General features: G+C 72.9%; 8 protein-coding genes. 5 read left to right on the top strand and 3 right to left on the bottom strand.

The features are described 5' to 3' along the window. The 5 genes from ACPYOG_RS18440 to ACPYOG_RS18420 all read left to right on the top strand — a co-directional run. Positions 1-292: DUF7882 family protein (locus tag ACPYOG_RS18440; RefSeq protein ID WP_481295600.1), on the top strand; the 292-nt coding region annotated here is incomplete at its 5' end. A gap of 130 nt (positions 293-422) precedes the next feature. Continuing rightward, the gene (locus tag ACPYOG_RS18435) at positions 423-914 is read left to right on the top strand and encodes a hypothetical protein (RefSeq protein ID WP_481295599.1); all 492 of its coding nucleotides are present in this window, start codon (positions 423-425) and stop codon (positions 912-914) included. Continuing rightward, a complete protein-coding gene (locus ACPYOG_RS18430) occupies positions 895-1347 on the top strand; it encodes a DUF6098 family protein (RefSeq protein WP_481295598.1) in 453 nt (150 codons plus the stop codon). Before ACPYOG_RS18435 ends, ACPYOG_RS18430 begins: the two co-directional genes overlap by 20 nt. Next, entirely contained in the window at positions 1340-1981 is a 642-nt protein-coding gene (locus ACPYOG_RS18425) for a hypothetical protein (RefSeq protein WP_481295597.1), read from the top strand. Before ACPYOG_RS18430 ends, ACPYOG_RS18425 begins: the two co-directional genes overlap by 8 nt. After that, positions 1978-2943: a glycosyltransferase gene (locus tag ACPYOG_RS18420; protein WP_481295596.1), complete on the top strand. Its 966-nt coding sequence runs from the start codon at positions 1978-1980 to the stop codon at positions 2941-2943. Before ACPYOG_RS18425 ends, ACPYOG_RS18420 begins: the two co-directional genes overlap by 4 nt. A gap of 53 nt (positions 2944-2996) precedes the next feature. Here ACPYOG_RS18420 and ACPYOG_RS18415 read toward each other — a convergent pair whose 3' ends face one another. The 3 genes from ACPYOG_RS18415 to ACPYOG_RS18405 all read right to left on the bottom strand — a co-directional run. Next, the gene (locus tag ACPYOG_RS18415) at positions 2997-3911 is read right to left on the bottom strand and encodes a hypothetical protein (protein ID WP_481295595.1); all 915 of its coding nucleotides are present in this window, start codon (positions 3909-3911) and stop codon (positions 2997-2999) included. A 52-nt stretch (positions 3912-3963) separates the two neighbouring features. Then, positions 3964-4671, bottom strand: coding sequence for a hypothetical protein (locus ACPYOG_RS18410; RefSeq protein ID WP_481295594.1), 708 nt, complete (start codon positions 4669-4671; stop codon positions 3964-3966). Positions 4672-4794: 123 nt separating this feature from the next. Further along, positions 4795-5643, bottom strand: an 849-nt coding sequence (locus tag ACPYOG_RS18405; RefSeq protein WP_481295593.1) for an FAD-dependent oxidoreductase, incomplete at its 5' end; no start/stop codon positions are given.

The raw sequence follows: 5643 nt of genomic DNA, 5'->3' as shown, positions 1-5643 counted from the left end.
GGGACAGGAGTACGACCTCGATGACCGCGTGCTCAGCCACGTCAAGCTCGCCATCGTCGCCAAACTCCGCCGTCACGAGAGTTTCCTGCTGAACTGGGATGTTCCCGTGGAGCAGGGCTCCGGGCGAGTCTCCCTCTGGATCAGCCGCGAGGTCCCCCTCGCCTTCCAGTTCAGCGGCAGCCGCCCGCCCGCGATCAACCCGCAGTGGCTCGAGGCCCTGATGCACACGTCGCAGCGCACCGGCGGGATGGTCATCATGCCGGAGGACGAGCTGGCACGGCACCTCGCGTAGGGGGTGCACCGACGGGAGGCGCGCACCGCCTCACCGCGCCTCGCGCGCACCGCGCATCCCGAGCCCCGCACGTCCTGCGCATCCCGTCAAGCCCGTGCCTTCCTCCTCAGGACCGACATAGCTTGCTTGCATGGGCGATATGACGGCGAGTGCCGTGCTGATGATGCTGCCGCGGCGCGCGCACACGCCGGTCGCCGTGCTGGCGGAGGGCGCCGTCCCGTCGTCCCTGCGCCTGGATGTCTTCGGCGGCCGCGAGCTGTTCGTGCGGATGCGCCGGGGCCATGCCGTCCACGGGCTCGCTGAGCCCTACCGCGAGCAGCCCCGGGACGACATCCCCGCCGAGTCGGAGCCTGCGCTCATCGTGACCTCCGACCGCTATGCCCACGCTCGCTTCGCCTACTCGGCGTCGGTGTTCGGAGCGTCCGACATCATCGTGCTCGTCCCGCTCGGCGAGGACGGGGAGGCATCCGCACGCATCCGCGTCCCGGTGCCGTCCCTCGACCGGCCGTCGTGGCACGAGTACGAGCTGGTGTCGCGCACCCGGATGGAGTGCCGCTACCGCATCCCCGACCTCGAGGACGCCACTCCCGGAGGAGGATCCCATGCTCTATCGGCTCGCTGAGATCGAGCGCCTGCTCGACGACGGCGGTCCTGGTCTCTACGTCCGCTTCTCGGCCGGCTATGCGGCCGACCTCGAGGCGGGTCCGGCCGACGCCGAGAGCGGGCTGCCGCTGCCCGGGCTGCCGGCGCATCCACTCGATCCCGAATCGTGGTGGACGCTGCCGCGCTCCGAGTGGATCGCCCGGCAGCTCACCCGCCTGCCCGCACCGCGCCACGCACCGCGGGAAGGCGTCGCACCCGAACGGTTCGCCTGGCTGCTGCGCGGACGGGAGGTCGGCCATGGCCCGGAGGACGACGTCCTCGTCGCGGACGTCCACGTGGTCGGCCGCCTGGCGGAGTGCCTCATCGAGCAGGCGGACCGCCTCTGGCCGGAGCGATTCGACGCGGTCCTCGGCCGTCGCGAGGCAGAGCAGGTGTCGGTGGCGCATGCCTGAGCGGACCCTGCTCGAGGGAACGGCGATCCTCCAGCTCATCTCCGACACTCCGTCGGGCGGAACGGCGATCATCCTGCGCCGCCCGGAGGCGCCGCCGTTCGTCGTGATGGGCGACGACACGGAGGAGGGGTTCTCGCGGCTCCGGCGCGGCGCGATCGCCTACGGTGTCGCCGAGCTGTACCAGGCCATGCCGCGCGACATGCTGCGCGCCGGTCACATCCTCCACGTCCGCGGCGACCACCGTCCTGCGCGCGTCGACAAGGCGGGGTCGATCTTCGGTCCGAAGCCCGAGAAGCTGTGGGTTCCGCTGGACGACGACGGCCGCCCCTTCGGACGGATGCGCGTGCCGATCCCGTCCCTCCAGCGTCCGGCGTTCGTGGAGTTCGCACTGCACGGGGAGGGCGACGGGGACGTTCTCGAGTATCGCCTCGACGGCGAGGCACGGTTCGGCGAGGGCTACATCTGCCCGTACTGCGGCAAGCTGTGCCCGCGGAAGGAGCCGCACACGGCGGCACACGGCGTGGCCGGTCACACGCACGCGGGCATCACCGCCGGCCAGGACGACGGGGGCCCGGCGCCGCAGACCGGTCCGCTGGAGGTGGGGGGTCACCACGGCGCCGGGGCGCAACTGTGAGCCGTGCTCTGCGGCTGCTGGTCTGGCAGGTCCACGGCGGCTGGATGGATGCGTTCGTGCGGGGGCGCCACACCTACCTGCTGCCCGTGAATGCGGCCGGCGAGGGCGGCGTGGGCGACCGCGACTGGACCGCGAACGTGGTGGATGTGCCCGAGGAGCAGCTGGCGGAGACGCCGTTCGACGCGGTCGTGCTGCAACGGCTGGAGGAGTTCGACCTGGTCGAGCGGCTGACCGGACGCACGCCCGGCATCGACGTCCCCGTCGTGTTCGTCGAGCACAACACGCCGCAGCAGGGCGTGCCGGACTCGCGGCATCCCCTCGCGGATCGGCGCGACCTCCTGATCGCGCACGTGACCCATTTCAATGCGCTCTTCTGGGACACCGGTTCGACGCGCACGGTGGTCATCGAGCACGGTGTGGTGGACTACGGGAACTTCTTCACCGGTGAGTTGCCGCGCGCAGCTGCGGTCATCAACGAGCCGGTACGCCGCTGGCGGGTGACCGGCTCCGACCTGCTCGGTGGGTTCGCCTCCATCGCACCGGTGGACGTGTTCGGGATGCAGGCGGACGGGCTCGCGCAGGCGCTGGGCGCGCCGGCCGATCGCGTCGTGGCCGCCGGAGACGTGGAGGCGCCGCGACTGTTCGCCGAGGTGGGACGGCGGCGGGTATACGTCCATCCCAACCGGTGGACGTCGCTCGGGCTGTCGTTGCTGGAGTCGATGACCGCGGGCGTCCCCGTGGTGGCTCTGGATGCGACCGATGCGCGGCGCGCGGTGGTGCCGGGTGTCGGCGTGGTCTCCACCGACGTGTCGGAGCTGCACGATGCCGTGCGCGCGTTCGTGGACGACCCGGGGCGCGGGGCCGAAACGGGGGCGCGGGCGCGCGAGTGGGCCCTCGAGCGGTTCGGGCTCGCGCGGTTCCAGTCGGACTGGGACGAGCTGCTGGCGGGCTGGGTCGGCTGAACTGCGGTCGCCCGGATGGCGGCGGTGCGGCGGAGGCGGCCAGCGGGAGCGGGTCAGTCCGCGCGCGCGTCGCGGAGGTCCTTCTCGGCTTCGCGGACGGCACGTTGCGCCTCGGAGAGCCTGCGGCGCAGGTCGCGCTCGGCGGAACGCGCCTCGGTGAGGTCGTCCACGACGCGCTGGAGCCGCCGTTGCAGGGATTCGCGCTCCGCCTCGAGGTCGCCGCGACGGTCCACGGCCTCGTCGAGTTCGTCGTCGATCGCCTCCGCATCGTCTCGGGCGCGTTCGACGGCTTTCTCGGCGGCGCGGATGAGGCGCTTGCGCTCCCGGCGCTCGCTCGGCGACTCGGCGGGTTCCGCGGGCTCCGATGGCTCCGCCGGTTCAGGCGACTTCGAAGGCTCCGCGGTCACGCCCGACTCCGAAGGCTCCGCAGCCTCCTCCCGTTTCGCCCGCGTCTCCGGTGCGGCCCGCCTCCGCGCCCGGGCCGCAGGGAACGCCTCGATCTCGACCGGCAGCGCGACCGCGTCGGTCACATCCACCTGCTCGAGCCCGGTCGACTCGAGCGCCCGCACGAGCATGCCGCTGCGCACCGCTGCTGCGGCGGCGGCGTCGATCACGGCCGCCTGCAGCGTCTCCTCCACCTCCCGCTGCACCGCGGGGCTGAGGCCGACACCCTCCGTGGCGCGCTGCAGCAGCCGCTGCCGCTCTTGGGTGAGCGAACGGATCTCCGCGCGATCGCGCGAGGCGAAGGCGTCGCGCATCCTGGCGCCGATCGCGAGCACGTCGCCGATCAGGTCCGGCTGGTCACGTACGAGTGCGTTGATCGCGGCCGCGGAGGCGGACGGCTTGCGCAGCGCTTTGATCTGCTTCGCCGTCGAGCGGTCCGCCTGGGCTGCGGCGGCGTTGCGCCGGGCGATGAAGTCGCCGGGTGCGGTGGCGTAGAGCTCGCCGGCCACCTCCCGCACGTCCATGCCGCGAGTGTACGCGCCGGGCGCCGTGGCACGCCCCCGTGTCAGGGCCGGCTCAGGTGCGCGGCATCTTGGCGGCCTTCACCGCGGCGAAGTATTCGTTCGAGGGGCGCAGCCAGATCAGCACCACCGCCACAACCGCGAGCGCGAACTCCAGGAAGCCGGCACCGTACCCGTTGATGATGTTCAGCAGCGAGAGGACGGTGAGGATCGTCAGGATGATGCGCGCCCAGTTGGCGCTGCGCCGCAGGAAGAACGCGAACAGCACCAGCGTGATCGCCCAGAACAACAGGGTGACGATCGTGAAGACGATGGCCACGACGAGCGCGGCATCCGCCGCCTGCTGCGGAGTGGCACCTCGCAGGTTGATGCCCGGTCGCTGGACCGCGCTCAGCAGCTGGGCGCGTGAACCGCTCACGATGGCGATCGTGATGATGCCGCTGATGACGCTGAGCACGGCCCCGGCGATGTAGAGCCAGAACGCGATGGTGACCGTGCGCGGCGGCTCGCTGGGCGCGACGACGGGTGCGCCGTCGCCCCACGCCGGTGCGCCGTAGCCGACGGGAGGCGGAGGCGGCGCCGAGGGGAAGCCCCGGTCGACGGGCGGCGGCGGAGGCGCGGCCGGGAAGCCCTGGTCGGCGGCCGGAGTGGCCGGCGGCTCGCTCGGCCCGGCGGGCCCGGCAGCGTGCGGCGGGGTGTTCGGCTCGCCGGCGCCGGCCGGTTCGGCGGGTCGCGGCGTGCTCTCGTCGTCAGGAGTGCTCATGCGGCGACCCTACCCCCGCCTCAATCGGCCTGACTAGGGCACACGCGGGGATGCGGCGAAGGGGCCCGAGCAGTCAGCGGGGGCAGACATCCCGCGGGGCCAGCGCTCACGCACCCCCACCGCTCAGGCGGAGGCCTCGGCCGCCCCCTCCGTCCGCACGGCCGGCGCCTCGGCGAGCGGCTGCGTGGCGGGCCCCTCCAGCACGGTGCCGTCGGGCGCGAACCGGGACCCGTGGAGCGGGCAGTCCCACGACAGCTCGGCGTCGTTCCAGCGGACCACGCCGCCCAGGTGACTGCAGATCGCGGTCAGCGCGCACGTCGTCCCGTCGACGGTGGAGACGGCGACCGGGGTCCGGCCGCGGCGTCCGACCGTCCCCGTGCCCTCGGCGACCGGTTCATCCCCGAGCTCGGGTCCCGTCTCGGCGGCCGCCCACTCCGTCACGGCCGCCTTGCCGGCGCCGGCGTTGATGGCGACACCGGAGGCGATGTCGACCGGACGGGTCACCCGGCGGTGCATCACCCGTGCCCACTCCAGGGTCTCACCGGTCAGGTCGGCGGTGAGGCTGAGCGCCGCCGCGACCGCATTGGTCATGCCCCACTTGTCGTACCCGGTCGCGAGGTACACCCGTCCGCGTCCGCGGGGAAGCCAGCCGACGAAGGGGATGCGGTTCGCCGACCGGTAGTCCTGCGCCGCCCACCAGTGCGTTCGCTCTGCGCCGGGGAAGAGCCGCTCGGCCCAGGTCGTGAGGTCGGCCAGCTTCTCGGCGGGGGAGTCGGCGCGTCCGGGCGGGTGACCGTTGCCTCCGACCAGGAGCAGCTCGCTGCCGTCCGCCGCCGGCGCCGTGCGGAGCGAACGGCCCGGGGTCTCCGCCGATAGGTACATGCCCGGCGGGAGCTCGCCCGGCACCCGGAAGGCCGTGAGATACGAGCGCGACGGCTCCACCTTGGCGAAGTAGAGTCCACGGTCCAGGAT

This window comes from Leifsonia sp. HAY1-4F (assembly GCF_056755275.1).
Note: the sequence above shows the minus strand (reverse complement) of the source record. Positions and strands in the feature narration are given on the sequence as shown.

Bases quoted from the DNA above. Each gene is read 5' to 3' on its own strand.
- ACPYOG_RS18415 (WP_481295595.1), bottom strand. From the start codon at position 3,911: ATGGACGTGCGGGAGGTGGCCGGCGAGCTCTACGCCACCGCACCCGGC.
- ACPYOG_RS18425 (WP_481295597.1), top strand. From the start codon at position 1,340: ATGCCTGAGCGGACCCTGCTCGAGGGAACGGCGATCCTCCAGCTCATC.
- ACPYOG_RS18430 (WP_481295598.1), top strand. From the start codon at position 895: ATGCTCTATCGGCTCGCTGAGATCGAGCGCCTGCTCGACGACGGCGGT.
- ACPYOG_RS18435 (WP_481295599.1), top strand. From the start codon at position 423: ATGGGCGATATGACGGCGAGTGCCGTGCTGATGATGCTGCCGCGGCGC.
- ACPYOG_RS18410 (WP_481295594.1), bottom strand. From the start codon at position 4,671: ATGAGCACTCCTGACGACGAGAGCACGCCGCGACCCGCCGAACCGGCC.